The organism is uncultured Subdoligranulum sp. (assembly GCF_963931595.1).
Classification (GTDB): domain Bacteria; phylum Bacillota; class Clostridia; order Oscillospirales; family Ruminococcaceae; genus Gemmiger.
In genome coordinates, this window is record NZ_OZ007030.1 from 2,405,858 (window position 1) to 2,432,732 (window position 26,875).

Below are 26,875 nucleotides of genomic sequence, written 5' to 3' on the forward strand. Positions count from 1 at the left end.
GCGGTCTTGCATAAGGTTCTGGGTTACCCAGCGCACTGGATAACCAGTGGTGGGCTGAAATGGACTCGAACCATCGACCTCTCGGTTATCAGCCGAGTGCTCTAACCAGCTGAGCTATCAGCCCAAATGGTGGAGATAAAGGGATTCGAACCCTTGACCCCCTGCTTGCAAAGCAGGTGCTCTCCCAACTGAGCTATACCCCCGCGCCTTTATCAGCGTTTCGGGTTTCGCTGTCCCTTATGCTTTTTTGAGGTATCCACCGCAGAATCTACTTCCATCAAGCCACCTGTTCGGTGGCCGATCTGGTAGGTTCGGCTCCGCTTGCGCTTCGCCGCCTGCTGCATCGCGCCTTGCGCGATTCCGAATCATAGATTCGGAGGCATCAGGATCCCTCAAAATTGAACAATACTGAAACTTGCTTCCCTGTCCATCCACTCAAAGACCAGCTTTGACTGAATGTCTGACTCCCTAGAAAGGAGGTGATCCAGCCGCACCTTCCGATACGGCTACCTTGTTACGACTTCACCCCAATCACCAGTTTTACCTTCGGCGGCGTCCTCCTTACGGTTAGACTACCGACTTCGGGTCCCCCCGGCTCTCATGGTGTGACGGGCGGTGTGTACAAGGCCCGGGAACGTATTCACCGCGGCATGCTGATCCGCGATTACTAGCAATTCCGACTTCATGCAGGCGAGTTGCAGCCTGCAATCTGAACTGAGACGTTGTTTTTGAGTTTTGCTCCACCTCGCGGTCTTGCTTCTCTTTGTTAAACGCCATTGTAGTACGTGTGTAGCCCAGGTCATAAAGGGCATGATGATTTGACGTCATCCCCACCTTCCTCCGTTTTGTCAACGGCAGTCTCGCCAGAGTCCTCTTGCGTAGTAACTGGCAATAAGGGTTGCGCTCGTTGCGGGACTTAACCCAACATCTCACGACACGAGCTGACGACAACCATGCACCACCTGTCTCGATGTCCCGAAGGACTTCATGCATCTCTGCACTATGCATCGGATGTCAAGACCTGGTAAGGTTCTTCGCGTTGCTTCGAATTAAACCACATACTCCACTGCTTGTGCGGGCCCCCGTCAATTCCTTTGAGTTTCAACCTTGCGGTCGTACTCCCCAGGTGGATTACTTATTGTGTTAACTGCGGCACTGAAGGGGTCAATCCTCCAACACCTAGTAATCATCGTTTACGGTATGGACTACCAGGGTATCTAATCCTGTTTGCTACCCATACTTTCGAGCCTCAGCGTCAGTTGGTGCCCAGTAGGTCGCCTTCGCCACTGGTGTTCCTCCCGATATCTACGCATTCCACCGCTACACCGGGAATTCCACCTACCTCTGCACTACTCAAGGCCAGCAGTTTTGAAAGCAATTTATGGGTTGAGCCCATAGATTTCACTTCCAACTTGCCGGTCCGCCTGCGCTCCCTTTACACCCAGTAATTCCGGACAACGCTTGCACCCTACGTTTTACCGCGGCTGCTGGCACGTAGTTAGCCGGTGCTTTCTTGTTAGGTACCGTCAATATTCGTCCCTAACGACAGGAGTTTACAATCCGAAAACCTTCTTCCTCCACGCGGCGTCGCTGCATCAGGGTTTCCCCCATTGTGCAATATCCCCCACTGCTGCCTCCCGTAGGAGTCTGGGCCGTGTCTCAGTCCCAATGTGGCCGTTCAACCTCTCAGTCCGGCTACCAATCGTCGCCTTGGTGGGCCGTTACCTCACCAACTAGCTAATTGGACGCGAGTCCATCCTGAAGCGAATAAATCCTTTTCCCTCAGCCCGATGCCGGGCCGTGGGCTTATGCGGTATTAGCAGTCGTTTCCAACTGTTGTCCCCCACTCCAGGGCAGGTTACTCACGCGTTACTCACCCGTTCGCCACTAAGTTAATCCAAAATCCATCCGAAAACTTCATTCGGATTAACTCCGTTCGACTTGCATGTGTTAGGCGCGCCGCCAGCGTTCGTCCTGAGCCAGGATCAAACTCTTTATAAAATGGTATTAAATCACTTTATAAGTGTTTAATCTTGTAAATCACTCAGACACAATCGCTTGCGTCCTGTTTGAATTACTTGTAATTTGGAATTGATTTACGTGGGTTTCCAAACCCACGATAAGGTTCCACAAGTTTCAGTTTTGTTCAATTTTCAAGGTCCTGCTCGCTGTTCGCATCTTGCGTGACAGCCTATTTATTATATCTCATGAAGTTCGTTTTGTCAAGAACTTTTTTGAGATTTTTTTGAAGTTTTTTCGGGAGCCAAGCTCCCGAAAAGCCTTCAAAGGCTGTTGTTATGCGGTTTTCAGCGGCTGTCTGTGTCGCTCTCGCGCCGGACAGCTTGACTATAATACCACCCCGTAAAGCGTTTGTCAACACCTTTTTTCAATTTTTTTGACAAATTTTTCGGGCAGTTTTTGGGCACCCTGTATATTGTTGTGGGAAGGTGTCGATACCACAAGAACCGGGTCCAGGCTGTGTGAAGGAGGCTTTTTTCTATTATATAAGGTATAGAGAAGATTGTACAAAGGTTTTACTTGCGGTTTGGCTCCAGAGAGCTTATACTGGTAAGACAGTATATAGGTACAGGTGGACAGGCCCATGATGAAGATTTACCGCACAAGAGACAAACTGCTGACCCGGGCAGACAATATGGAAGAAGGCAGCTGGGTATGCCTGACGGCCCCCAGCGAGGCCGAGGTGCGTCAGGTGGCCGCCACGCTGGACATCGAGCCGGACGACCTGTTTGCCGCCACCGACCCCGAAGAATCGGCCCGTATCAGTCTGGAGGACGGATACACCGTCATCATCGTGGACATTCCCTACCAGCTGCCCGGCGCCGATGAGGGTTCCTACTCCACCATCCCCATGGGCATCCTGCTGACCCAGGAGCTGGTGGTCACCGTCTGTTCAGTGGAGACGCCGGTGATCGGGGACTTCACCTCCTGCCGGGTGAAGGGCTTTTCCACCCGGAAAAAGATGCGGTTCGTCTACCAGCTGCTCTACCGTGCCGCCACCATGTACCAGCAGGAGCTGCGGCTCATCGACCGCCGGCGGCAGGCGCTGGAGAAAAACCTTTCGGGGGATCTGCGGGACAGTGATTTGGTGGAGCTCCACGGGCTGGAATCCACCCTGGTCTACTTTGCCACCAGTCTGCGTGCCAACGCCACGGTCCTGGACCGTCTGACCCGCTACAAGCGGCTGGAACAGTATCCCGACGACCGGGAACTGCTGGACGATGTCATCGTGGAGATCCGCCAGGCCATCGAGATGACCAGCATCTACCGGGACGATATCAAAGGTACGCGGGAACTGTTCAGTTCCATCCTGGACAACCGCCTGAACAACGCCATGAAATACCTGACCAGCATCACCCTGCTGATGGCTGTGCCCACCGTGGTCAGCGGCCTGTACGGCATGAACGTGTCGTCGGAGGGCATGCCCTTTGCCAGCAGCGCCGCCGGTTTCGGCATCGTGCTGGGGCTGACCCTCATCATCTGCGCGGTGACGGCCTGGTTCCTGCACAAAAAACACATGCTGTAACGCCGAACCCCTGTCCGGAAAAATCCGGGCGGGGGGTTTTCTTTTGGGGGGTGCTGTGGTACAATATACTGATATATGGAGTTTTCTCCGTATGGTAACGTATAGAGGCAACCTGAGGGATGGAAAGGACAATCGACCATGTGTGGATTTGTTGGTTTTACCGGGCTGCGCGAAGGGCGTGAAGCGATCCTGCACAAAATGGCGGACCGCATCATCCACCGCGGCCCCGATATGGAAGGGTATCACCTGAGCGGCGACACCCCCGCCACCGCCGTGGCGCTGGGTTTCCGCCGGCTGAGCATCATCGACCTGGCGGCAGGCCGTCAGCCCATGTACAATGAGGACGGCACCGTCGTCTGCGTCTTCAACGGCGAAATCTACAACTTCATGGACCTGCGCACCGAGCTGCAGGCCAAGGGGCACATCTTCAAGACCCACTGCGACACCGAGGTCATCCTCCACGGCTACGAGGAGTACGGCAACAAGCTGGCCGCCATGCTGCGGGGCATGTTCGCCTTTGTGGTGTACGACACCAAGACCAACGTCATGTACGGCGCCCGGGACATCTTCGGCGTCAAGCCCTTCTACTACACCCAGACCGATGCGGGCGAGCTGCTCTTCGGTTCCGAGATCAAGAGCCTGCTGGAGCATCCCGGCTTCCGCCGGGAGGTCAACCCCGAGGCGCTGCGTCCCTACCTGACCTTCCAGTACAGTGCCATGAACGAGACCTTCTTCAAGGGCACCTACAAGATGCCCCCCGCCCACTGGTTCGAGTACAAGGACGGCAAGATGCACATGGAGCGCTACTGGGACGTGGATTTCCGCCACAAGACCAGCATGAGCTTCGAGGACTGCGCCAGCCAGATCGACGCCCGGGTGCGGGAGTCGGTGGCGGCTCACCGCATCAGCGACGTGAAGGTGGGTTCCTTCCTGTCGGGCGGCGTGGATTCCAGCTATATCACCGCCTGCCTGATGCCGGACGACACCTTCTCGGTGGGCTTCGAGACCCCCGACGGCGGCCACAAGTTTGACGAGACCACCGAGGCTGCCGAGCTGTCCCAGAAGCTGGGCATCCACAACTACCGGGAGATGCTCACCAAGGAACAATGCCTGGACGCCTTCGCGGACATCCAGTACCACATGGACGAGCCCCAGTCCAACCCGTCCTCGGTGCCGCTCTACTTCCTGTGCCAGCTGGCCCGCCGCCATGTGACGGTGGTGCTGTCCGGCGAGGGCGCCGACGAGATCTACGCCGGCTACGAGTGGTACGCCGACACCCACCTGATGCAGGAGTACAAGCATCTGCCGCTGCCGCTGCGCCATCTGGCCAGCGACGTGAGCCAGCATCTGCCCTACTTCAAGGGGCATGACTTCATCATCAAGGGCAGCGGCCGTCCCGAGGACTGGTTCATCGGGCAGGCGCTGGTCTTCACCGAGCAGGAAGCCTACGACATCCTGAAGCCGAAATACCGGGTGGGTCCCGCCGCCCGGGAGGTGGCTGCGCCCATCTACGACCGGGTGAAGGACCTGCCGGAGCTGGAGAAGAAGCAGTATCTGGACCTGAACCTCTGGCTGCCCGGCGACATTCTGCTGAAGGCCGACAAGATGAGCATGGCCCATTCGCTGGAGCTGCGGGTACCTTATCTTGACCGGGAAGTGCTGCGGGAAGCCGCCACCTACCCTGTCAACTACAAGATCGCCGGCGACACCAAGGCCGTGCTGCGGGCCGCCGCCAACAAGACGCTGCCCGACGCCTGGGCCAACCGCACCAAAAAGGGCTTCCCGGTGCCCATCGCCAAGTGGCTGGAAGACCCGGCCTTCTCGGCCAAGGTGCGCGCCAAGTTCGAGAGCGACGTGGCCGCCGAGTACTTCGACCAGGACAAGCTGGTGGCCATGCTGGCCGACCCGCGCCACGACCGCCGCAAGATCTGGACGGCCTACACCTTCCTGACCTGGCACGAACAGTTCTTTGAGAAGTGGGCGTAATTTCTCAAAGTAGGGCAACAGCCGCCCACGCTTCGTAAACCTTTTCCCAGATAATTCCGGGGTAAATCCCCCTGCAGGTGTCGCTGTTGTCGGCGCATGTCCGCCAGCAGCGACCTTTTTACAGCAGATTCTTCTATACCAAGGAGATGCAATTTTTGCCATGAACACCGATCTGATCCCTGTATTCCTGGGTGCCGACCTGAACTGCTACAACTTTGCCCGGGCCTTCCATGAGGCCTACGGGGTGGAGAGCTACGCCTTCGGCCGGTACGCCATGGCGCCCACCAAGTATTCCAAGATCATCCACTTCACCATCGTGCCGGACATCGACAACGAACCCACCATGCTGAAGGTCCTCCACGACTTCGCCAAGGAGCACGCCGGCAAGAAGCTCTACCTCTTCGGCTGCACCGACGACTACGCGGCGATGATCATCCGCCGCAAGGCCGAACTGCCCGAGTATATCGCCCCCAGCCCCGCCGCCGACCTCTACGGCCTGATCCAGAAAAAGGCCGAGTTCTACGAAGTCTGCGACAAGTTCGGCATTCCCTACCCCACCACGAAAGTCCTCACCGCGCCGGCGGAGGCCGCCGAACTCACCGAGGACAAGCTGGGCTTTGCCTATCCGATTATTGTGAAGCCTTCTTCCAGTGTGGCTTACTGGAAATTCCCCTTTGACGGCATGAAGAAGGTCTACACCGCCGCCACCCCCGAGGAGGCAGCCTCCATCGTCAGACAGATCTACGCTTCGGGCTACCCTGACAAGATGATCCTGCAGAAGATGGTGCCGGGCGGCGACGACCACATGCGGGTGCTCACCGCTTTCTCGGACGAGAACGGCAAGGTGCGGGCCATGTGCCTGGGCCACACCATGGTGGAGGAGCACACCCCCCACGGGCTGGGCAACCATGCGGCCATCGTCACCGAGGACACCACCGCCCTGCCCCTGGTGGAGAACATCCGCCAGATGCTGGAAGCCTGCCACTACACCGGCTTTTCCAACTTCGACATCAAGTGGTCGGGCGAGCCGGGGGATTTCCGGGTGTTTGAGATCAACCTCCGCCAGGGCCGCAGCAACTACTATGTGACCGCCAGCGGCATGAACATCGCCAAACTGGTGGTGGAGAAATGGAACGACGGCGGCACCGACTGCGTGCTCAATCGCAACGAGGTGTTCTGGCACCACGTGCCCGCCCAGGTGGCCTTTACCTACACCGAGGACAAGCAGCTGGTGGCCAAAGCCCGGCAGCTGAAAGCCCAGGGCAAGGAGGCCTGCTCGCTGCTCTACAAGCCCGACCTGTGGATGAACCCCATCCGCTACGCCTGCGTGCTGGAACAGCTGCGCCGCCAGTTCAAGAAGTTCAAAACCTACTACCCGAAAGGCTGATGCGCCCCATGAAACTGAACGAACTCGTTCGCCACATTGACCACACCGGCTCTTCCGACGCCGAGATCACCGCCATCACCTACGATTCCCGCAAGGCGGGGCCGGGGTCGCTCTTTGTCTGCCTGGTGGGCGCCTGGATGGACGGCCACACCTTCGCCCGCAGCGCCTACGACCGGGGCTGCCGGGCTTTTCTGGCGGAGCATCCCCTGGACCTGCCGGAGGATGCGGCCCAGATCATCACCGGGGACACCCGGGCGGCGCTGGCCGTCATCGGGGCGGACTTTTACGGCAACCCCGCCGACCAGCTGCACATCATCGGCATCACCGGCACCAAGGGCAAGACCACCACGGCGCTGCTCACCGCCGCCATCCTCACCGAGGCGGGGCTGCCCTGCGCCTACATCGGCTCCAACGGCGTGAACATCGCCGGCACCCACGAGGCCACCGCCAACACCACGCCGGAAAGTCTCGAACTGCACCGGCTGTTCCGCAAGATGCTGGACGCCGATGTGCACCACGTGGTGCTGGAGGTGAGCAGCCAGGCGCTGCGCCACCACCGGGTGGACGGCATCCCCTTTGAGGTGGTGGCCTTCACCAACCTGTCGGAGGACCACATCGGCCCCGGCGAACACCCCGATTTCGAGGACTACAAGGCCGCCAAGCGCCGCCTGTTTGCCGAGTACAACGCCCGGGAGATGGTCTACAACGCCGACGACGAGGCCAGCGACTACATGCGGGCGGGCTTCGGCGGCAAACAGGTCAGCTTCGGCATCGACCATGACGCCGACTACCAGGCGGTGAATCTGGCCCAGTACCGCAGCGAGACGGCGCTGGGCATCGACTTCACCTGCCGCCACGGTGGGGAGGAGACCCCGGTGCGGGTCATGTCCCCCGGCGCCTTCAGCGCTTCGGATGCGCTGTGCGCCATCGCCCTCTGCGGGGCCTTCGGCGTGACCCCCGCCCAGGCCGCCAAAACCCTGGCCCACACCCCGGTGGAGGGCCGCTTCGAGGTGGTGGAGGGGCTTCCCGGCCGCACCTTCATTGTGGACTACTCCCACAACGGGCTGGCCCTGACCAGCGCCCTGAAAACCCTGCGGGCCTACCATCCCCGCCGTCTGATCTGCGTCTTCGGGTCGGTGGGCGGCCGCACCCAGGTGCGCCGCCGGGAACTGGCCGAGGCCGCCAGTGCCTGGGCGGATTACAGCATCCTCACCAGCGACAACCCCGACTTTGAGGACCCGCTGCAGATCCTGCGGGAGATCGATTCCCACATGGCCCCCGATGCCCTGTACACCCTGATCCCCGACCGGGCCGAGGCCATCTCCAAGGCGGTGGCCATGGCCGAGGAAGGCGACATTGTCCTCTTCGCGGGCAAGGGCCACGAGAATTATCAGCTCATCCGGGGCCGGAAGGTGCCCTTTGTGGAGCGGGAGCTGATCCGGGAAGCCTGCCGCGCCCTGCAGGGCTGACCGATATCTTCCATACAATAACAAAAATCCCCCTGCCGGGAATGCCCGGCAGGGGGATTTGCTGTTTACCGATTACTGGGTGCTGGTACTCAGGGTAACGGCCAGGGTCAGGACTTTGCCGTCCCGCTCCACCTGCAGGTTGACGGTGTCACCCACATTCTTCTTGGCCAGGTAGCTCTTCACATCGTTGGAAGTGCTCACCGCCGTGTCGTCCACCGCGATGATGCGGTCGCCCGCCTTGACGCCGGCGGATTCGGCGCCACTGCCCGCGGTGACCTGCACCACATAGACGCCGGTGGCGCTGACGCCCATCTGCTGGGCGGTGTTGGCATCGCTCACATCCACGATGGTGACGCCCAGGGCCGGACGGGCCACCGAGCCGTTCTCGATGAGCTGGTTGGCGATATCCATGGCGGAGTTGATGGGGATGGCGAAGCCGATGCCCTCGGCCTCGGAGTAGCTGCTCTTGGCGTTGACCACGCCGATGAGTTCACCGTTGGCATTGAAGAGGCCGCCGCCCGAGTTGCCCGGGCTGATGGACGCATCGGTCTGGAGCAGCGTCATGTCATTGTCTTCCACCGTGACTTCCCGGTTCAAAGCACTGATGATGCCGTCCGTCACACTGTTGGACAGGGTGCCCAGGGGGTTGCCCACGGCCACCACCGTCTCGCCCACGGCCAGGGCGTCGCTGTTGCCGATGACCGCCGGGGTCAGGCCGGTGGCGTCGATCTTGATGACCGCCACATCGGAGGTGGAGTCGGACCCCACCACGGTGGCGTCATAGCTGTCGCCGGTGCTCAGCTGCACCTTGATGCTGGTGGCGCCGCTGACCACATGGGCGCAGGTCAGGATGTAGCCATCCTGGCTGATGATGACGCCGGAACCGGCGCCGCTCTGCACATAGTAGCCGCCGAACCAGGTCTGGGAGCCGCTCATCTGCTCGGTGGTGATGGCCACCACGCTGGGCGAAACCAGCGACGCGATCTGCTGCACCGACATGGTGGTGCCGTCGGTGCTGTTGGCGTTGGTGGCGTCGGAGGCTTCACGCTGGACCTGCTGCACCACCACCTGGTTACCCACCAGGCCGGTGCGGCTGGCCAGGATGGCGCCGCCGAAGCCGCTGCCGAAGCCCAGCACCACGACGCCTACGCCGGCCAGCACCCGCAGCAGCACCGGATGGTGCTTTTTCTGCTTCTTGGGGGGCTGCTGGGGCGCGCTGGCGTAGCTGTAGCCGTTGTAGCCGCCGCCATTGCCGCCGTTGCCGCCGCTGAAGCTGCTGGTGTAGCCGTTGCTGCTGCCGGTGGAACCGGTGGCGCCGGTGTAGCCGCTGTTCTGCTGCGGGGCGGGGTTGGGGGTGGAGTAGTCGGTCTGGGCGGTGTTGGCGGTGTTCATGCCGCTGCTGCCCACGTTGGGGTAACCGCTGCCTGCCGTGTTCTGGGCGGACTGGGTGTTCTGGGGTTCGGTATGTTCTGCCGGGGAGCTGCCCTGGGGGGCGCCCTCGCCCGTTGTATGATTATAAAGGCCGGAGTAATCAAACTCGTTGCTCATACGGGTCCTTCCTTTCGCTTTCTTCTGAGAGGGGGTCTTTTCGCCTTCTCTGCTAAAGAGTATACCCGCGAATTGTGAAATAGGTTTCGCGTGGGAGTGAAAAGAATGTGAAAAGCCGGGCGTTTCGGGCCCCTTTTGCCCTCGTTTTCACACATCTTATCATTTTTGGCAGCACTTGACAATGCTTTCCGGGGCCTGTATCCTGTTTGGAGAGAGAGGTGTTTTCCCATGCAGATCCGCTGCGAAGGTACGGTGTATACCCTTTATAAAGAGAAGACGCCCATCGGCACGGCACGGCTGGAAGAGGGGACCGTCTGGGTGGAGATCACCCCCGCCTGGCGCCGCCGGGGCTACGGCAGCTATTTACTCAAGGAACTGCTGCGGGGAAACGGCGGCCTGGACCCCAAGGCGGAGACCCGGTTCACCGCGCCCCTGCCCGCCGACGACGCCGCCCGGGCGCTGGCGGCAAAGTTCGATTTCCGCCCCGACGGTACCCGGCTGGTCCGGCGGCGGGTGCCCGATCTGTCGGCGGTGGGGCTCTGCCATGAATTCCTTGCCGCCCACCTGGCCCCGGGCGGCTTTTACATCGACGCCACCTGCGGCAACGGCCATGACACGGAATTTCTCTGCCGTCTGGCGGGGCCGTCGGGCAGGGTGCTGGCACTGGACATCCAGCCCCGGGCCGTGGCGGCCACCAACGAACGGCTGGCGGCGGCAGGGCTGGAGGGCGTCGGCCATGCCATCCAGGCCGACCATGCCCGGCTGGGCGAACTGGCCGAGGCCGGCAGCGCCGACTGTGTGCTTTTCAATTTCGGGTGGCTGCCGGGGGCGGACCACGGAGTGCACTCCACGGCGGCGGGCAGCGTGACGGCGCTGAAAGCCGCGCTGGCGCTGCTCAAGCCCCGGGGCATCCTGGCCGCCGTGCTCTACAGCGGGCAGGTCATCGGGGACAGCGAAAGGCAGGCCGCCCTGGCCTTTTTCCGCTCGCTGCCGCTGACCGAGTACACCGTGCTGGTCTGCGAATTTGCCAACTGGGCCGACACCGCGCCGCTGCCCTGTTTCATCCTCAAACGCTGAAAGGAGGTCCCCGCCCCGTGGAGGAGCAGCAGTTTCTGGAACAGTATATGGCGTCCTTCAACGGCCAGCAGCAGGCGGCCGTGGGAGCGGTGGAGGGCCCGGTGCTGCTGCTGGCGGTGCCGGGCAGCGGCAAGACCACCGTGCTGGTGACCCGGCTGGGGTACATGGTGCTCTGCCGGGGCATTGCGCCGGAGTCCATCCTGACCATGACCTACACGGTGGCCGCCACCCGGGAGATGCGCGGCCGGTTTGCGGCCCGGTTCGGGGAGGCGCTGGCCGGGCGGATGCAGTTCCGCACCATCAACGGGGTGTCGGCGGTGATCCTGCAGTATTACAGCCGCCGCTACCACCGGCAGCAGCCCCAGCTCATGACCAACGAGGGGGAACTGACCCGGCTGCTGACCCAGCTCTACCAGCAGGTAGCGGGCGACTATCCCACCGAGAGCACCCTCCAGGAACTGCGCACCGCCATCACCTACATCAAGAATATGGCGCTGGACGAGGAGGGCATCGCGGCGCTGGAGACCGACCTGCCCGATCTGCCCGCCCTCTACCGGCGGTACCAGGCGGAACTGAAACGCCGGGGCTGGATGGACTACGACGACCAGATGGTCTTTGCCTTGCAGATCCTCAAGGCCGTGCCGGCGGTGCTGGGGTATTTCCAGGACCGCTTCCCCTACCTCTGCGTGGACGAATCCCAGGACACTTCCAAGATCCAGCACGAGATCATCGCCCTGCTGGCGGGGCGTTCCCGCAACCTCTTCATGGTGGGGGACGAGGACCAGAGCATCTACGGCTTCCGGGCGGCCTATCCCCAGGCGCTGATGGAGTTTGAGAAGGTGTGGCCGGGGGCGAAGGTGCTGCTGATGGAGCACAACTACCGTTCCGGGACCGAGATCGTGGACGCCGCCAACCGCTTTGTGGCCCGCAACCGCTACCGCCGTCCCAAGGTCATGCGGGCCACCTGCGGCGACCAGGGACCGCTGGAGATCGTGAAGATCGCCAGGCGGGAGGACCAGTTCAGCTGGCTGTTTGAGCGGGTGCGCCGGGGCGAAAAGCTGGCGGTGCTCTTCCGCAACAACGAGAGCGCCCTGCCCCTCATCGACCTGTGCGAGCGGCACAGCCTGGCCTACCGGTTTCCCCGCAGCGACCTGACCTTTTTCACCGACAAGATCGTGCTGGACGTGGCGGACCTGCTGCAGCTGGCCCGCCGCCCCACCGACAGCGGTCTGTTCATGAAGCTCTACTACAAGTTCGGGCTGCCCATCGCCCGGCGGCAGGCGGTCTACGCCTGCGGGGCCAGCGACCGCAGCGGACGGCCCATCCTGGAGGAGCTGCGGCGCTGTCCCGACCTGAGCCGCCGGGTGCGGGAGGGGCTGGAGGATGTGGTGGCCGCCATGCACCGGCTGCCGGGGCTCACCGCCGCCGAGGCCGTCACCGCCCTGCGGGACGAGGCGGGCTACGGTGCCTATCTGGAGCAGAAGCGGATGGACAGCGGCAAACTGTCCATCCTGGGGCTGCTGGCGGAGCAGGAACCCACCCCCGACCGGCTGCTGGCCCGGCTGGCAGAACTGCGGGAGGTGCTGGCCCACCGGCAGGACCCCGCCCAGGCGTTGTTGACCCTCTCCACCATCCATTCCAGCAAGGGGCTGGAGTATGACAGCGTGGTGCTGCTGGACGTTTTTGACGGCATCCTGCCCGCCCAGCTGGAAGTCTGCTGCCGCACCAGGGAGGACACCCTGCGCTACGAGGAGGACCGGCGGCTCTACTATGTGGCTATGACCCGGGCCAAGCGGCGGCTGGTGCTCTTTGACTGCCCGGCGCTGCCCTCGGTGTTCACCCAGGAGGTACTCTTCAACCTGCCGGAGGCCCGGGCCAGGCGGGAGCAGGAGGCCCAAGAAGCCGCCCGGCTGCGGAATAAGGCCGACAAACTGCTGGCCAGCACCCCAACCACGGCCCCGGCCCCCAAGCTGCCGCCGGTGGACCTGGGGGAGCTGTCCCGGGTGGGGGCCACCGTCAAACACGCGGTATTCGGCCTGGGTTCTGTCACCGAGGTGAGCGGACGGTTCCTCACCATCCGCTTTCTGGACGGCCGGGAGCGCCGCCTGGACGGTCCCACGGTGGCTGAGCATCACCTGCTGGAACCTGCCGACGATTTATAACAAACCGCCCGCTGCTTCGCGCAGCGGGCGGTTGCTTTTATTGGAGCGACCTGTCACTCCCGGCAGACCGACACCACCGGGATATTCAGCAGGCTTTGCCGCACGCGGAGGTCGATGTCCTCCCCCGGCGTGGGCCATGTGGCGGGATCGCCGCCCAGCGGGGTGCGGAACGTCCGTCCCTCCCACCGGAACACCAGGCTGCCGCCGTCCTCTTGCTCTTGGGGCAGCCGTACCTCCACCACCGTGCCGGTATCGGGGACGGCCGGGGCGGTGAGCGCCAGATTCAGGCTGTAGCTCAGCGGGAAGGCCAGCATGGCCGCCAGCATCAGGATCATCCCCCGTTCCCGCCTGCGCTCGGGGGGACGGCGCCGCTCGCAGACCACCGCCAGCGCCACCCCCAGCGCCAGGCAGAGCACGGCCAGCGGCACCGGGCGGCCCACAAGGAACACCCGGGCTTCCAGCACTGCCCACATCAGAGCGCCGCTGACCGGCAGAAGGGTGAGCCACAGCCTCACATGCATCCGCCGCCAGGCCGGGGTGGCCAGGACCTGCCGCAGTCCCCCGAGCCGGGGCCGGAGCGGATAGGCCTCCCACACAAAGATGTCCGGGAAGGCAAGGTAGGCCCCGAAAAAGACCAGCGGCAGCCAGCAGGCCAGCAGCGATGCGGAGCGCAGCCCCAGCACGTTCCGCCCCTGCACCAGCAGCCACCACTGGACCAGCAGCACCACCGGCGGCAGCCAGGCCACCGGGCGCAGCCATTTCATCCAGCGGTGGGCAGGCAGGCGGTCCGCTTCGTTCCAGTCCTCCACGGCCTGCACCCGGGGGATGGGTTCGGTCATCCGCCGTCGCACAGCGGTGCCGGTGTTGGCCACGTTCCGGGCCTGCAGCAGGTCCAGCAGCGCCTTTTCGTGGATCATGCCCTTGTCAAAATGGTAGAGGACCCGGCCTGACCCGTCGCAGACATAATACCGGCCCAGCCATCGCCGGACCCGCACAAAGGCGGGGCGTTCTTCCGCCCGGCGATACCACCCCCAGATGTTCCAGCAGTCTGCATGGCCGTCGGGGGTCACCAGCAATCTTTCGTTGCGCGCCGCCACCACCACGATGGCCATGGCCAGCACGCCCACCGCCAGAAAGGCGCCGCAGGCGATCAGGCCCGTCAGGTCGTCGGCCGAGGCGGCCAGCCTGGGAAGCAGCGCCAGAAAGGCCGCATACAGCAGTTCCATCACGGCGCCAACGGGTGCGGCCCAGCCGGAGTTGCAGACTTCCAGCTCCCCTTCCCCGGGGTCCCGCCGGCTGGGGCAGAAAACCATCTGCCCCAGACCCACCGGCAGGCAGAAGGCCTGCCCCGCCAGCACCGCCTGCCGCATGGCGGCCCCGCCGGGCAGCGGGTGTGCCCACCAGTACCAGAATCCGCCCAGCCCGATGACCAGCACTGCCGCACCGGCCAGCCGCTGCACCACGGTGCGGATCCCCAGCCGTGTTGTTTGCCCGGTCATGGTCCTTCCCCCTTTGCGCTTTATACCAGTATACCATAGAATCTGCCGCTGTGCCCGGCAAAGGAGCACAAAAAACCGCCCCCGCGGCCTTTGCAGGCCACAGGGGCGGTTAGGATTATCCGATCAGCTCGTCAGGCGACGGGGTGCAGCTTACAGCTGGGGACCGGCGGCAACCAGAGCCTTGCCGGCTTCGTTGCTCTCGTACTTGACGAAGTTCTTCTGGAAGCGGGAAGCCAGATCCTTGGCCTTCTCCTCCCACTGGGAAGCTTCGGCGTAGGTGTCGCGAGGATCGAGGATCTTCGGATCGACGCCGGGCAGCTCGGTGGGCACTTCGAAGTTGAAGTAGGGGATGGTCTTGGTGGGCGCGGTCTTGATGGAGCCATCCAGGATGGCGTCGATGATGCCGCGGGTATCCTTGATGGAGATGCGCTTGCCGGTGCCGTTCCAGCCGGTGTTGACCAGGTAGGCCTTGGCGCCGGACTTCTTCATCTTCTTGACCAGTTCCTCAGCATACTTGGTGGGATGCAGTTCCAGGAAGGCCTGGCCGAAGCAGGCGGAGAAGGTGGGGGTGGGCTCGGTGATGCCGCGCTCGGTGCCGGCCAGCTTGGCGGTGAAGCCGGACAGGAAGTAGTACTCGGTCTGCTCGGGGGTCAGGATGGAGACCGGGGGCAGAACGCCGAAGGCATCGGCGGACAGGAAGATGACGTTCTTGGCCGCGGGAGCCGCAGAGACGGGACGGACGATCTTCTCGATGTGGTCGATGGGGTAGGACACACGGGTGTTCTCGGTGACGCTCTTGTCGTCGAAGTCGATCTTGCCGTTCTCGTCCAGGGTGACGTTCTCCAGCAGGGCGTTGCGCTTGATGGCGTTGTAGATGTCGGGCTCGGACTCCTTGTCCAGGTTGATGACCTTGGCGTAGCAGCCGCCCTCGAAGTTGAAGACGCCGTTGTCGTCCCAGCCGTGCTCGTCATCGCCGATGAGCAGACGCTTCGGGTCGGTGGACAGGGTGGTCTTGCCGGTGCCGGACAGGCCGAAGAAGATGGCGGTGTTCTCGCCGTTCAGGTCGGTGTTGGCGGAGCAGTGCATGGAGGCAATGCCCTTCAGCGGCAGGAAGTAGTTCATCATGGAGAACATGCCCTTCTTCATCTCGCCGCCGTACCAGGTGTTCAGGATGACCTGCTCACGGCTGGTGATGTTGAAGACAACGGCGGTCTCGGAGTTGAGGCCCAGTTCCTTGTAGTTCTCCACCTTGGCCTTGGAAGCGTTGTAGACCACGAAGTCAGGCTCGAAGTTCTCCAGCTCCTCGGCGGTGGGCTTGATGAACATGTTGGTCACGAAGTGTGCCTGCCAGGCCACTTCCATGATGAAGCGGATGGCCATGCGGGTGTCCTTGTTGGCGCCGCAGAAGGCATCCACCACGAACAGACGCTTGTTGGACAGCTCGTTGATGGCCAGCTTCTTGCAGGCATCCCAGGCTTCCTTGGAGGCGGGCTTGTTGTCGTTCTTGTAGCCCTCGGAAGTCCACCACACGGTGTCCTTGGAGTTCTCGTCCATGACGATGAATTTATCCTTGGGGGAGCGGCCGGTATAGATGCCGGTCATAACATCGACGGCTCCCAGTTCGCTGACACGGCCCTTCTCGTAGCCTTCCAGGCCGGGCTTGGTCTCTTCTGCGAAGAGTTCGTCATAAGAGGGGTTGTGCACGATCTCGGTCGTGCCGCTGATACCATACTTGGTCAGATCCAGCTTTGCCATGATACATTTACCTCTTTCTCTATACATTTGGCCGGAACGATCCGGCGGCCGGCAGAGCCGCCGACCGTTTGCAATGGGAGACAGCCGGCCCTTGTCCCCCATAGTACTTTTATTATACATGATTCGCCGTTAAAAGCAAGGATAAAAACCTTTAAAAAATTGTGACTTTTCCGCTTTTGGCCGCCCTTTTGCCCCGTTTTCCGTCCGGTGTTTCCGGCCGGCGGACAAGACAAAGGCCCGCCCCGGTTTCCGGGGCGGGCGCAGCGTCACAGTGTAAGGTCCCCCACCAGCATGCTGCCGGCGGTGTCGATGGCATAGACCGTGTATTTGTGGTTTTCCCCCGTGGTGTCCAGCCGCAGACCGCCCTCCTCCGGCTGGGTGAACCGGAAGGTGCGGTGGGCGGTGGTGGCGTGGGGATGGTCGTCCGGCGTGCTCCAGGCCAGGATGCCGCCGTTCTCGCAGAAGTCATCCCCCAGCAGGTGCAGTTCGCCGTTGCAGTACAGCCGGTAGATGCCGGGGGCTGCCGGGCCCGCCGGGCGCACCCACACGCTGCCCCGGGCCGGGCCGGGGGCCGGATGGTCGGTGGTGCGGGGGCGCATGAGCAGCGCCACATTGTCCCACGCCACCAGGAAATCGTCCAGCGGCATCTGGGTCTCGGCGTCGAAGTCGCTCTCGCCGGCCCAGGGGTCGCAGAGCAGCACATGGGAGGTACCGCCGGCCATGCGGAAGCCCCGCACCGCCGCGCAGTACCGCTCGGGGTAGCCCGCCTCCACCTGGGCGGGGGTGGCTTCCAGCATCACCACCGAGCCGAAGCCCTGGCGCACCTCCTCCCGCAACGTGGCCAGGCTGCACCAGCACACCCAGGTGGGAAAGCCCCAGCAGCCCGCGGCCGCCGCTGCGAAGGAGAGGTTGCGCGGGTCCTGGCCGTCGGCCGCGCGCCAGTCCCGCAGCACCTGGGCAAATTCCTCGGGCAGCAGGTCGGCGCCCCAGCGGTTGGTCAGGCTGGCCAGGCTGATGGCCAGATCCATCCAGGGGCGCAGCGCCTGGCAGCGGCGGCTGACCACATAGGGCATCAGGTGCAGCGCGCGGTTCACCGGGCGGCCCCGGGCGGGGATGTTGCCCACCGTCCGCACGCTCACCCCCAGCAGATGCACCGCCGGGGTGGCTTTCTCCTGCTTGGTGTAGAGGTAGATGCGCAGCTGGGCCTGGGTGGCCCGCTTGCTGTCCAGCCGCAGCTGGTCGCAGCCCATCCGCAGCGGGCCCCGCTCCCGGGCATGGGAACCCTCCCGCCGAAGGCTGGGGCTCCATTTGCCGAAGCCCACCCAGGCCGTCCAGTTGCCATCCACCAGCACCCGGGCCTGGGCCTCCACCGCGGTGCCCTGGGGCGAGGTGACGTTCCAGCTCAGCCACAGCGCATCAAAAAGGGGCATGGGGATGGCCGCGCTGGTGTAGCACCCGTAGGGCACATAGCTGCCCTGCACCAGGTCCAGCACGATGCTGCCCCCCGCCACCGTCACATTGTCCAGCTCGCCGCGCATGAACGCCTCGGTATCCTGCAGCAGCAGGGTGTTTTTCTCCATACAGGCACCATCCTCTCCCCGTCCCCGCGCCTGGGCGCGCGGGTCGTTTCTTCCATGATACCGATTTTCCCGCCGGTTTGCAAGGCTGGGAAAAAAATAGTTCACCATTCCCGGCGCGATTTGTGGTAGAATAAGGGGAATCACAAAAAAGGAGGGTCTTTTATGGCCTGGGTCACCAAGAGCAGCGACGAACAGTACGCCCCCGAACCGGCTTCCCGGGAGTACACCAAACAGGAGAAGGCCGCCAACTGGTGGCACTACCACAAGATCACCGTGCTGGTGGTGGTGCTGGCGGCGGCGATGGCGGCGTGGCTGGTCCACGATATGTTTTTCCGGGTGCAGCCCGATGTGCAGATCGGCTATGTGGGCACCACGGTCCTGCCCGCCGAGACCGTCCAGGCGCTGGAGCAGGCGCTGACCCCTTACGCGTCGGACAGCAACGGCGACGGGCAGGTCATCGTCCAGCTGGACCAGTACGCGGTGGATTTTGCCAACGAAAACGCCGACCCGGCCGGCCAGCTGGCGGGCACCACCCAGCTGACGGCGGCCCTGGCGGAGAGCAGCGGAACCTATCTGTTCCTGCTGGAGGACCCCGCAGGGTTTGAGAGCCAGATCCAGGCGCTGCAGTTCACCGACGGCACGCTGCCCGGGGAGGCGGACACCGGCCGCTGGCAGCAGATGGTCTACCGCTGGCAGGACTGCCCGGTGCTGGCGGGGCTGGACCTGGGCACGGTATCTTCCGGGGAGAGCAGTGTCTCCGGCCAGGAGCTGCTGGCGGGGGTCTATCTGGGCTGCCGCGGCAGCTGGGCGGAGGAGGTACCCGACGCCTACACCCGGAATGCCGCATTGTGGGCGGCGCTGACGGCCGGGGCTTCCCCGGTGGAGGAGTGACCCATGCGCACCACCCCGAAGCTGCGGGCCTTTTTGCGGCGGCTGCGCAAAAAGCCGGCGCCCCCGCCGCCCAAAACGCCGCTGCCCGACAATCCCTACCACCGCTGTTTTACCGCCAACCGCAGTTTTGAGGAGCTGGCCCGGGCCCGGAAATATCCGCCCGCCGGTTGCTGACACGGCTTTTTGCGTCCGCCCTGTTTCGGCAGGTTTGGCGGGCGCTTTTTTGTACAATAGGTCCCGTATTCATCTTTTACTTAGGAAAGGGATCTTTGTATGCTGCAAACTTTGGAACGAACCGCCACCTTTGACGCCCGGATGCTGCTGCCCGGCGACCGGGAGGCCCTGCTGGCCCTCTGCGGGGCGGGCGGACTGCCCCAGCTGCCCCGGCAGGCGCTGAACGGTGCGCTGGCCGACGGGCGGCTGCTGGGGGATTTCGGGGGCGGCGACACCCTGCAGGCCGCGGCGGCGCTGCTGCCCCTCTACGACGAGGGGGTGCTGCCCGCCAGTCTGCGGGCCGCCGGGTACGGGGCGGACGGCCAGGGGGCCGTGCTCACCCCGCCGCTGCTGGCAGAGCACTACACCCAGCTGCGGCAGTTTCTGCGCACCGCCCTGCGGCTGGCCACCACCCGCTATGCCAGCTACCATGTCTGGGCCGTCCAGCCGCTGGACACCCAGGACCTGCCCCACTGCGAGGACCTGTGCGCCCAGTATCTCTCCGCCGGGCTGACGCTGCGGGCGGTGCGGCCCATGGCCGGGGCCAACATGATGGTCTTCTCCGCCCGGGGTCTGCCCCACTGGCGGGAACCCTACCGTCACCTGCACCTGGCGGACCCCGCCCTGCCCCGCATGCTGGAGCGCGGCTACGCCGTGGCGGACTTCGGCTGGGGGCCCCGCGGCATGGAACTGGTGCTGCGGGCGGCGAGCTGATCGCCTCAAAAGGGGGGAACATTCCCCCGCGACGGTGCCTGACGGAATTTGATAAGCAACAGAACAAACCGGGCGTACCCTTTCGGGTACGCCCGGTTTTTTGCATCATTTTCTCGCTTCCAGAAAGGCCGTGAGGAATTCCTTTACATAGTCGTCCTTGCCCTGCTTGCGGCAGGCCAGCCCGAAGGTCACCACGCCGTAATCCGGCTCAAAGGGGCGGCAGACCAGCGTGTCGGGCAGGTCCTGGGTGTAGAACTCCGGGAAGAGCGCCACCCCGTAGCCGCACTCCGCCAGCAATATGCCCGCCCGGTCGCTCTCGCAGTGGATGTCCATGTGGTTCATGCCGTGCTCGATGATCCACCCCAGCACCCGGTTGGGCCGCTCGAAGGGCACCATCTTGGGATGCAGCGTCAGCAGCCGCTCCCCCTGCAGGTCGGCGAAATGCAGCGTTTCCCGGGCCGCCAGCGGCGAATCCTTGGGCATCACCGCATAGAACACCGCCTCCGCCGCCGGGTGGAACTCACAGTCCGCCATCTTGCGGATCATGTTGCGGGTGCAGAGCAGAATGTCCAGCTGCTCCGCCTCGAACATCTTCTTCAGACTGAAATAGTCCTGCATGTGCACGATGGGATTGAACCCCGGGTACTTTTCCCCCAGCATCCGCAGCGGCGGCTTGAGGTACTGCAATTCGGTGCTGCTGGTGCAGCCGATGTGGAACAGCCGCACCGCCGTGTGGGTGTTGTCCCGCAGCTTTTTCTGGGCGATCTCGATCTTGGCCAGGATCTCCTTGGCGTCGTTGTAGAACCCCCGCCCCGCCTCGGTGAGGCGCACCATCTTGGAGTTGCGGATGAGCAGCGGGGTGCCCAGCTCCGCCTCCAGCGTCTGGATGTGGTGGGTCACGGTGGGCGGCGAAAGGAACAGCTCCTCCGCCGCCTTGGTGAAGTTGAGCCGGTCCGCCACACAGACAAAACAGAGCAGCTGCTGGGTATTCATGGCTGTTTCCCTCCCGCGGATCATGTCAGGTACAGTATACGCCATCTTTTTGTTTTTTGCAATATATCATTCGATATTTGCTAACGTCGAACAAGGTTTTGAAATTCTCAATTCAGACAAGAGATGCTATAATTTTGGGGTAATGAAAATGTCCCTTTTTAAAGGAGTGAAGAAAGTGAAGACTGTACTGCAGCAACTCAAGCAATACAAACGCACGGCGTGGACCTGCATCGGGTTCACGGCGCTGGAGGTCGTGATGGAGATCTTACTGCCCTTCGTCACGGCCCGCATCATCGATGACGGCCTGGAGGCCGCCAACCTGGGCGTGGTCTACCGGTACGGCGCCTTGATGATCGTCATGGCCCTGGTGAGCCTGGCCTGCGGCGCCCTGGCCGGCAAGGCGGCCGCCGCGGCCTCCTCGGGCCTGGCTGCCAACCTGCGGGAGAGCATCTACGCCAGGATCCAGACCTTCTCCTTCTCGAACATCGACAAGTTCAGCGTGCCCGGCCTTGTCACCCGTATGACCACCGATATCACCAACGTACAGAACGCCTTCATGATGGTCATCCGCGTGGCGGTGCGCAGCCCGCTGACCCTGGTGTTCAGCTACGCCATGTGCCTGTACATCAGCCCCCGGCTCAGCGCCATGTTCCTCATCGCGGTGGTGTTCCTGGTGCTGGTCATCGGCGGCATCATGGTGGTGACGCTGCGCATCTTCAACGAAGTGTTCCAGAAATACGACGACCTGAACGCCAGCGTCCAGGAGAACATCTCGGCCATCCGGGTGGTGAAGGCCTTCGTCCGCGAGCCCTACGAGAACGAGAAGTTCAGCAAGGCTTCGGGCAACCTCTACCGCCTCTTCGTCAAGGCCGAGGGCCTGCTGGCCTTCAACAACCCCGCCATGATGGTGGCGGTCTACTTCTGCATCATCTCGGTGTCCTGGCTGGGCGCCCACTCCATCGTGGGCGGCTCCATGACCCCCGGTGACCTGACGAGCCTGTTCAGCTACATCATGGCGCTGCTCATGAGCCTGATGATGCTGTCCATGGTCGTCGTCATGATCAGCATGTCGCTGGCCAGCATCCGCCGTATCAGCGAAGTGCTGGTTGAGACCCCCGACCTCCACGACCCCGAGAACCCCGTCACCGAGGTGCCGGACGGCAGCATCGACTTCGACCATGTGAACTTCTCCTACAAGCACGGCAGCGGCAAGAACGCCCTGTCCGACATTGACCTGCACATCCGTTCCGGCGAGACCATCGGCGTCATCGGCGGCACCGGCTCGGGCAAATCCAGCCTGGTGAACCTGATCTGCCGCCTCTACGACGTGGATGAGGGCGATGTGAAGGTGGGCGGCATCGACGTGCGCCGCTACGACATGGAAGTGCTGCGCAACCAGGTGTCGGTGGTGCTGCAGAAGAATACCCTCTTCTCCGGCTCCATCCTGGACAACCTGCGCTGGGGCAACCCCGACGCCACCGACGAGGAGTGCATCGCCGCCTGCAAGGCTGCCTGCGCCGATGAGTTCATCGACCGCATGCCGGACGGCTACAACACCCGCATCGAGCGGGGCGGCAACAACGTTTCGGGCGGCCAGAAGCAGCGCCTCTGCATCGCCCGGGCCCTTCTGAAGAAGCCCAAGGTGCTGATCCTGGACGACTCCACCTCTGCGGTGGACACCGCCACCGACGCCAAGATCCGGGCGGCCTTCGCCAGGACCATTCCCGGCACCACGAAGATCATCATCGCCCAGCGTATTTCCAGCGTGCAGAATGCCGACCGCATCCTGGTGCTGGACGGCGGCAAGATCAACGCCTTTGACACCCACGAAAATCTGCTGAAGACCAACGCCATCTACCAGGAGATCTACGAGTCCCAGGTGAAGGGCGGCGGCGACTTCGACCAGCCGGCCTGAAAGGAGGAAGCCTTATGAATCAAACCAAACCCAGCCGCAAGGCGCCTCTGAAGGTGCTGAACCGGGTGCTGCGCTATATGCTGCACTACTACGCCCTGCCCTTTGCCCTGGTCATTGTATGCATCCTGATCACGGCGGTGGCCACCGTCACCGGCGCCACCTTCCCCCAGAAACTGGTGGATGACTACATCGTCCCCATGCTCAATTCCGGCTCCACCGACTTTTCCGGCCTGGCTGCCAGCCTGTTCCAGCTGGCCGCCATCCTGGCGGTGGGCGTCGTCACGGCCTTCTGCTACAACCGCATCATGGTGTCGGTGAGCCAGGGCACCATGCGCCGGCTCCGGGATGATCTGTTCCATCGCATGGAGAGCCTGCCCATCTCCTACTTTGACACCCACGCCCACGGCGACATCATGTCGGTGTACACCAACGATATCGATACGCTGCGCCAGCTGCTCAGCCAGAGCATTCCCCAGATCATCAACACCAGCGTGACGATGCTGGCCACCCTGATCACCATGCTGGTGCTCAACCCGGCGCTGACCGTCATCTCCATCCTGACGGCCTGCGTCATGGTGACCGTCACGGTGAACTTCTCCAAGCTGTCCGGCAAGTATTATGTTTTGCAGCAGCGGGACCTGGGCATTGTGGACGGCTTCATCGAGGAGATGCTGGACGGCCAGAAGGTGGTCAAGGTCTTCTGCCATGAGGACGCCGCCCTGCGGGATTTCCGCAAGGTCAACGACCAGCTGCGGGACAGCGCCGACAAGGCCAACCGCTACGCCAACCTGCTCATGCCCATCAACGCCAACATCGGCTGGATCAGCTACGTGCTGGTGGCCATCGTGGGCGCCGTGCTGGGCATCAACGGCCTGGCGGGCGTGACCCTTGGCACCGTCATCACCTTTGTGGGGCTGAACAAGAGCTTCACCAACCCCATCACCCAGATCTCCATGCAGGTCAACTTCGTGGTCACGGCGGCCGCCGGTGCCCAGCGTGTGTTTGATCTGATGGACCAGACCCCCGAGGCGGACGACGGCTATGTGGAGCTGGTCAACGCCCAGGAGGATGCCGACGGCAACGTGCATCCTGTGGATCACCGCACCAACGTGTGGGCCTGGAAACATCCCCACAAGGCGGAGGGCACCGTCACCTACACCAAGCTGGAAGGCAGCGTGGTGCTGGACGATGTGGACTTCGGTTACACGCCGGAAAAGATGGTGCTGCACAACATCAGTCTGTGGGCGAAGCCCGGCCAGAAGATCGCCTTTGTGGGCGCCACCGGTGCCGGCAAGACCACCATCACCAACCTGATCAACCGCTTCTACGACATTGCGGACGGCAAGATCCGCTATGACGGCATCAACATCAACAAGATCAAGAAGGCCGATCTGCGGCGGAGCCTGGGCATGGTGCTGCAGGACACCCACCTGTTCACCGGCACCGTGATGGACAACATCCGCTACGGCAACCTGGAAGCCAGCGACGAGGAGTGCATGGCGGCGGCCAAGCTGGCCAACGCCGATGGATTCATCCGCCGCTTGCCCGACGGATACCAGACGATGCTCACCGGCGACGGTGCCAACCTGAGCCAGGGACAGCGGCAGCTGCTGGCCATTGCCCGCGCCGCCGTGGCGGACCCGCCGGCGCTGATCCTGGATGAAGCCACCTCCTCCATCGATACCCGCACCGAGAAACTGGTGCAGGACGGCATGGACGCCCTGATGACGGGACGCACCACCTTCGTGATTGCCCACCGTCTTTCCACCGTGCGCAACGCCGACTGCATCATGGTCATGGAACAGGGCCGCATCATCGAACGCGGTACCCATGACGAACTCATCGCCAAACACGGCAAGTATTACCAGCTGTATACCGGCAACTTTGCCGACCAACCGGCCTGAGCGTGTGTGTGTTCTTTTCTTGCAAGAAAAGAACCAAAAGAACTCTAATTAAAAATCTCCCGAGGGGGTTTCACCCCCTCGGGAGATTTTTGTTTGGAATTTCTTCGGTTCCTTCTTTGCAAAGAAGGAACACACACATCACTTGCCGGCCAGGAGGATGGCGAGGACGGCCTTTTCCACATGGAGGCGGTTTTCCGCCTCATCGAAGATCTCATTGGCGTGCTTCTCAAACACATCGGTGGCGATTTCCTCGCCGCGGCGGGCGGGCAGCGGATGCTGCACCATGCAATCCGGCTTGGCCAGGGCCATCCGGTCTGCATCCAGCGTGAACCCGGTGAAATCCCGGTACCGGCGGTCCCGCTCCCGCTCCATGCCCATGCTCACCCACACGTCGGTGAAGAGCACATCGGCGTCCCGGGCGGCCTCGTCGGGGTCATGGACCAGCTTAAAGGCATCGCCGTAGGCCTTGGCCTGCATCAGCACATCGGCCGACGGACGGTAGCCCTTGGGACAGGCCATGGTGACCTGCATGCCCACGGCCAGACACCCCACGATCAGGCTGTTGGCCATGTTGTAGCCATCCCCCACAAAACCCATGCGCAGCCCTTCCAGTTTGCCCTTGTACTCCCGCACCGTCATCAGGTCGGTGAGCACCTGCAAGGGATGGGCGTAGTCGGTCATGCCCGACACCACCGGCACACCGCTGTACTGGGCCAGGGCGTCCAGGTCGGTCTGCTTGTAGGTGCGGCAGACGATGGCGTCATAGTACCGTCCCAGCACCCGGGCGGTGTCCTGGATGGGCTCGCCCCGGGCGGTCTGCAGATCGTTGGCGCTTAAGTAAGTGCCCAGGCCCCCCATCTGGTAGATGCCCACCTCCAGGCTCGTGCGGGTGCGGGTGGAATGTTTGGCGAACATCAGCGCCACCGCCTTGCCCTGCAGATCCTTGGGGTCGATCCCCTGCTTGTGCAGCCGCTTGTACTCGTCGGCCACATCCAGGATGTGCAGGATCTCGGCGCGGCTCAGTCCGCCCAGTTTCAACAGATGTTTCATCACAGTTTCTCCAACACGGTGCGCAGGATGGCGAGGGCTTTGTCCACATCCTCCTGCGTGAGGATGAGCGGCGGCAGCAGCCGCAGCCGGGTCTTGGCGGTGAGCACCAACAGGCCCTGCTGCTCGCAGGCGGTGCGCACGGCGGCGGCACCGATGCCCTCCTCGAAGGCGATGCCCACCATCAGGCCGAGACCGCTCACGTCGGTGACGTGGGGCAGCTTTTTCAGTTCCGCCCGCAGATAGTCCGCCAGCGCACGGTCCCTGGCCAGCAGCTCGTCGGTGAGTTCGTCCATGACCACCAGGGCACCGGCACACACCACCGGGTTGCCGCCGAAGGTGGAACCGTGGGAACCGGGTCCCATGTGGTCGGCCACCTTTTTGGTCATGACCACGGCGCCGATGGGCAGACCCCCGCCCAGGCCCTTGGCCAGGGTGACGATGTCGGGATGCAGGTCAAACTGCTCGCAGGCCAGGAAGGTGCCGGTGCGGCCCACGCCGGTCTGCACCTCGTCCACCAGCAGCAGGATGTCGTGTTCCTTGCAGAAGGCGGCCACCTTTGCCACATACTCTTTATCCAGGGCGACGACGCCGCCCTCGCCCTGCACCAGTTCCAGCAGCACGGCGCAGGTCTCTTCGTCAGCGGCGGCTTCCAGGGCGGCGAAATCCCCCGCCGGGATGTAGCCGAACCGCTCGGGGAAGGGTCCGAAATCGTGGTGGAACACATCCTGGCCGGTGGCGGTCAGGGTGGCCAGCGTGCGGCCGTGGAAGGAGTTGACCAGCGTCAGCACCTTGTTGCGGTCGGGGCCGTAGGTGTCCACGCTGTACTTGCGGGCCGCCTTGATGGCGCCCTCGTTGGCCTCGGCGCCGGAATTGCCGAAAAACACCGCGTCCAGCCCGGTGCGGCGGCAGAGTTTTTCCGCCAGGGCGCCGCAGGGCTCGGTGTAGTAGAGGTTGGAGGTGTGCTGCAGCTTGCCCGCCTGGGCCGTGACCGCCGCCACCCAGGCCGGGTGGCAGTAGCCCAGGGAATTGACGCCGATGCCCGAGGTGAAGTCCAGGTACTGCTTGCCCTCGGCGTCGGTGGCGACCATGCCCTGGCCGCCCACCAGCGCCACCGGGCTGCGGCCGTAGGTGTGCAGGACGTAGGTGTCGTCCCTCTTCATGATGGACTGGGTATTCATTGGCTCTACC

General features: G+C 63.1%; 18 protein-coding genes, 2 tRNA genes and 1 rRNA gene. 11 read left to right on the plus strand and 10 right to left on the minus strand.

Features of this window, described 5'->3' with window-relative positions; translation table 11 throughout:
• Window positions 1-47 precede the first annotated feature (47 nt).
• The 3 genes from ABGT73_RS11620 to ABGT73_RS11630 form a co-directional block, all read right to left on the minus strand.
• Window positions 48-124: transfer RNA gene (locus ABGT73_RS11620), tRNA-Ile, on the minus strand.
• 3 nt (window positions 125-127) lie between these two features.
• Window positions 128-203 (minus strand) — tRNA-Ala (locus ABGT73_RS11625).
• A gap of 269 nt (window positions 204-472) precedes the next feature.
• A 16S ribosomal RNA gene (locus ABGT73_RS11630) occupies window positions 473-2,001 on the minus strand.
• Window positions 2,002-2,602: 601 nt separating this feature from the next.
• On the opposite strand from ABGT73_RS11630, the gene ABGT73_RS11635 reads away from it, so the two are divergent.
• The 4 genes from ABGT73_RS11635 to ABGT73_RS11650 all read left to right on the plus strand — a co-directional run bounded on the left by ABGT73_RS11635 (window position 2,603) and on the right by ABGT73_RS11650 (window position 8,386).
• Entirely contained in the window at window positions 2,603-3,544 is a 942-nt protein-coding gene (locus tag ABGT73_RS11635; RefSeq protein WP_346669828.1) for a magnesium transporter CorA family protein, read from the plus strand.
• A gap of 138 nt (window positions 3,545-3,682) precedes the next feature.
• Complete coding sequence (asnB, locus tag ABGT73_RS11640; protein ID WP_346669829.1) at window positions 3,683-5,530, plus strand: asparagine synthase (glutamine-hydrolyzing); 1,848 nt, start codon at window positions 3,683-3,685, stop codon at window positions 5,528-5,530.
• A 160-nt stretch (window positions 5,531-5,690) separates the two neighbouring features.
• The gene (locus tag ABGT73_RS11645; RefSeq protein WP_346669830.1) at window positions 5,691-6,917 is read left to right on the plus strand and encodes an ATP-grasp domain-containing protein; all 1,227 of its coding nucleotides are present in this window, start codon (window positions 5,691-5,693) and stop codon (window positions 6,915-6,917) included.
• Between the two features lie 8 nt (window positions 6,918-6,925).
• The gene (locus ABGT73_RS11650; RefSeq protein ID WP_346669831.1) at window positions 6,926-8,386 is read left to right on the plus strand and encodes a UDP-N-acetylmuramoyl-L-alanyl-D-glutamate--2,6-diaminopimelate ligase; all 1,461 of its coding nucleotides are present in this window, start codon (window positions 6,926-6,928) and stop codon (window positions 8,384-8,386) included.
• 72 nt (window positions 8,387-8,458) lie between these two features.
• Here ABGT73_RS11650 and ABGT73_RS11655 read toward each other — a convergent pair whose 3' ends face one another.
• On the minus strand, window positions 8,459-9,934 hold the full coding sequence (locus ABGT73_RS11655; RefSeq protein WP_346669832.1) for a trypsin-like peptidase domain-containing protein: 1,476 nt from the start codon (window positions 9,932-9,934) through the stop codon (window positions 8,459-8,461).
• Between the two features lie 228 nt (window positions 9,935-10,162).
• Here ABGT73_RS11655 and ABGT73_RS11660 point away from each other — a divergent pair, with 228 nt between their 5' ends.
• Window positions 10,163-11,011 carry a class I SAM-dependent methyltransferase gene (locus ABGT73_RS11660; protein ID WP_346669833.1) on the plus strand — a complete coding sequence of 283 codons (849 nt, stop codon included), beginning with the start codon at window positions 10,163-10,165 and terminating at the stop codon, window positions 11,009-11,011.
• Between the two features lie 17 nt (window positions 11,012-11,028).
• Window positions 11,029-13,173, plus strand: coding sequence for an ATP-dependent helicase (locus ABGT73_RS11665; protein WP_346669834.1), 2,145 nt, complete (start codon window positions 11,029-11,031; stop codon window positions 13,171-13,173).
• Window positions 13,174-13,226: 53 nt separating this feature from the next.
• On the opposite strand, the gene ABGT73_RS11670 is transcribed toward ABGT73_RS11665, so the two are convergent.
• From ABGT73_RS11670 to ABGT73_RS11680, 3 genes are all read right to left on the minus strand, one after another.
• Complete coding sequence (locus ABGT73_RS11670; RefSeq protein ID WP_346669835.1) at window positions 13,227-14,672, minus strand: hypothetical protein; 1,446 nt, start codon at window positions 14,670-14,672, stop codon at window positions 13,227-13,229.
• A 150-nt stretch (window positions 14,673-14,822) separates the two neighbouring features.
• Window positions 14,823-16,427, minus strand: coding sequence for a phosphoenolpyruvate carboxykinase (ATP) (gene pckA, locus ABGT73_RS11675; protein WP_346669836.1), 1,605 nt, complete (start codon window positions 16,425-16,427; stop codon window positions 14,823-14,825).
• 266 nt (window positions 16,428-16,693) lie between these two features.
• Entirely contained in the window at window positions 16,694-18,007 is a 1,314-nt protein-coding gene (locus ABGT73_RS11680; RefSeq protein ID WP_346669837.1) for a hypothetical protein, read from the minus strand.
• A gap of 162 nt (window positions 18,008-18,169) precedes the next feature.
• On the opposite strand from ABGT73_RS11680, the gene ABGT73_RS11685 reads away from it, so the two are divergent.
• The 3 genes from ABGT73_RS11685 (at window position 18,170) to ABGT73_RS11695 (ending at window position 19,825) form a co-directional block, all read left to right on the plus strand.
• Window positions 18,170-18,898 carry a hypothetical protein gene (locus ABGT73_RS11685; RefSeq protein ID WP_346669838.1) on the plus strand — a complete coding sequence of 243 codons (729 nt, stop codon included), beginning with the start codon at window positions 18,170-18,172 and terminating at the stop codon, window positions 18,896-18,898.
• 3 nt (window positions 18,899-18,901) lie between these two features.
• The gene (locus tag ABGT73_RS11690; RefSeq protein ID WP_346669839.1) at window positions 18,902-19,072 is read left to right on the plus strand and encodes a hypothetical protein; all 171 of its coding nucleotides are present in this window, start codon (window positions 18,902-18,904) and stop codon (window positions 19,070-19,072) included.
• Between the two features lie 99 nt (window positions 19,073-19,171).
• On the plus strand, window positions 19,172-19,825 hold the full coding sequence (locus tag ABGT73_RS11695; protein WP_346669840.1) for a hypothetical protein: 654 nt from the start codon (window positions 19,172-19,174) through the stop codon (window positions 19,823-19,825).
• A 105-nt stretch (window positions 19,826-19,930) separates the two neighbouring features.
• Here the strand turns inward: ABGT73_RS11695 and ABGT73_RS11700 are convergent, their stop codons facing one another.
• Complete coding sequence (locus tag ABGT73_RS11700) at window positions 19,931-20,818, minus strand: LysR family transcriptional regulator (RefSeq protein WP_346669841.1); 888 nt, start codon at window positions 20,816-20,818, stop codon at window positions 19,931-19,933.
• Window positions 20,819-20,966: 148 nt separating this feature from the next.
• On the opposite strand from ABGT73_RS11700, the gene ABGT73_RS11705 reads away from it, so the two are divergent.
• Together ABGT73_RS11705 and ABGT73_RS11710 are read left to right on the plus strand one after the other, a co-directional pair.
• Window positions 20,967-22,733, plus strand: a complete 1,767-nt coding sequence (locus ABGT73_RS11705) for an ABC transporter ATP-binding protein (RefSeq protein ID WP_346669842.1) — start codon at window positions 20,967-20,969, stop codon at window positions 22,731-22,733.
• A gap of 14 nt (window positions 22,734-22,747) precedes the next feature.
• Window positions 22,748-24,637: an ABC transporter ATP-binding protein gene (locus ABGT73_RS11710; RefSeq protein WP_346669843.1), complete on the plus strand. Its 1,890-nt coding sequence runs from the start codon at window positions 22,748-22,750 to the stop codon at window positions 24,635-24,637.
• A 138-nt stretch (window positions 24,638-24,775) separates the two neighbouring features.
• On the opposite strand, the gene argF is transcribed toward ABGT73_RS11710, so the two are convergent.
• Window positions 24,776-25,687, minus strand: coding sequence for an ornithine carbamoyltransferase (argF, locus tag ABGT73_RS11715; RefSeq protein WP_346669844.1), 912 nt, complete (start codon window positions 25,685-25,687; stop codon window positions 24,776-24,778).
• Window positions 25,687-26,865 (minus strand): acetylornithine/succinylornithine family transaminase, encoded by a 1,179-nt coding sequence (locus tag ABGT73_RS11720; RefSeq protein ID WP_346669845.1) that lies wholly within the window; start codon window positions 26,863-26,865, stop codon window positions 25,687-25,689. The genes argF and ABGT73_RS11720 overlap by 1 nt, the downstream gene beginning before the upstream one ends.
• Window positions 26,866-26,875: the final 10 nt, after the last annotated feature.